The sequence below is a fragment of the Thermogutta sp. genome (assembly GCF_039793925.1).
Taxonomy (GTDB): domain Bacteria; phylum Planctomycetota; class Planctomycetia; order Pirellulales; family Thermoguttaceae; genus Thermogutta.
Window position 1 is genome coordinate 1 of sequence record NZ_JBAMME010000052.1, and the last position, 1,585, is coordinate 1,585.

At 60.0% G+C, this 1,585-nt stretch carries 1 protein-coding gene; it reads right to left on the bottom strand.

Annotated elements, in window-relative coordinates:
- On the bottom strand, nucleotides 1-1,585 hold a 1,585-nt coding region (locus ABJK56_RS01680; protein WP_347242930.1), incomplete at both ends, for a hypothetical protein.

Below are 1,585 nucleotides of genomic sequence, written 5' to 3' on the forward strand. Positions count from 1 at the left end.
CCCCATCCGCATCCCGCGCCACCGCATTCGGACTCTCCGGCTGCGTCCGCGCATTCTGTGTGATCACCCCCGGAATCACCGTCGTATCCTGACCGGGAACGCCCCCCACCACCCGGAAATTCCGCACAAATCCAAGCAGGCCTCCACCCGTACCAGGCACCCCATCCCGATCCCCATCCAGTTGTAAACCCGTAATTGGATCGCTCACCCGGAAATACGGATAAGCATCCGTCATCACGTCCATCACTAATAGCTGATAGTCTCCTGGCACCAGCGGCTCACTCGCGGATGTGTTCGGGTCACTGTCCAGCGTGAGCACCGCCTCGTAGCGTCGCATTACCGCGTTGTACCGGAACTCCACACTCTTAATGGCACCCACCACCTCCTGTCCGTTCCGGAACAGCCGCCAGTTCTGCACATTGAGAATGCTGTCGGGACCAGGGATGTCTCCCGCATCGAAAATCCCATTGTTGTTTGCATCCGCCAGCCGCTGCGACATATCCTCGCTAAAGACCACCACCAGCTGCTGCGGACCGGGCGTCACCCGACCACTTTCCAACACCAGGCCGCCCGTACCCGTAAGAACCTTTGTCACAATCGGAGCAGAGACGTCGCCCTGATTCAAATAAACCCGGCTGTCAAATCGGTACACCGTGGTCAGCGAGGGATTCGTCGCACTCGGACCGGTAAACACCACAATAAAATTCCCATCCGCGTCCGATGCCACCGACGGTATCCACTGCCGTCCCGCCACCACCTGGTTCACACGACGCTCTCCGCCCAGACGGTTCCCCGCACTGTCAAACCGCTGATAGAACACTCCCGAGTCCGCCAGGTCCTCCTCGTCCCGCTGTGTGCCGTATCCACTCCATGTCACCACAAAATTACCAACCCCATCCATCGCAATCGAAGAGAACCGCTGATCCCCCTGGATCGTCGTGTTCACCGCAATGTCCGCCGGGAGACCGGTCCACACTCCGGTGGTGGGATCCGGCGCATAAACCTGCGCATACACCCCCGTCCCCTGGGTGTCCAAACCCGTCCAGGTTACCGCAAACCGATTCCCACCCGGTGCCAAAGCGATATCCGGGTTCGTCTGCTGACCCGCACGGCTTACATTCACGATCGTCTCCGGCAGAATCACCGCGCCAGACCAATTGAACACGGCTACCGCAATATCGGTGTCCAGTGGACCTACCACCGTCTGCCAGGCAATCGCGAAGTTGCCGCGATAATCCATCGACACGCTGGGCAGTGTCTGGTCACCCAGCACCGTCGTGTTCACCTGGAATTCCGCCCCCACCGCCTGGCCGTTCTCATCATACCGCCGGGCAAAAATGCCCCAGCTCGGCACTGTAAAACCAGTTTCCTGACCCAGGCTCGACCACACCACCACAAACCGCCCCTCCGCGTCCATCGCCACATCCGACCACTTCTGATCGTTGGCCGTGAACGTGTTCACCAGGAAAGCGTCCCCCAGCGGCTGACCGTTCGCGGCAAACCTCCGGGCATAAATGTCGGCATTCCCATTCCGCGTGTTCGTCCAGGTGATCACAAAGTCCCCGTCCGGTGTCATCGCCACTGA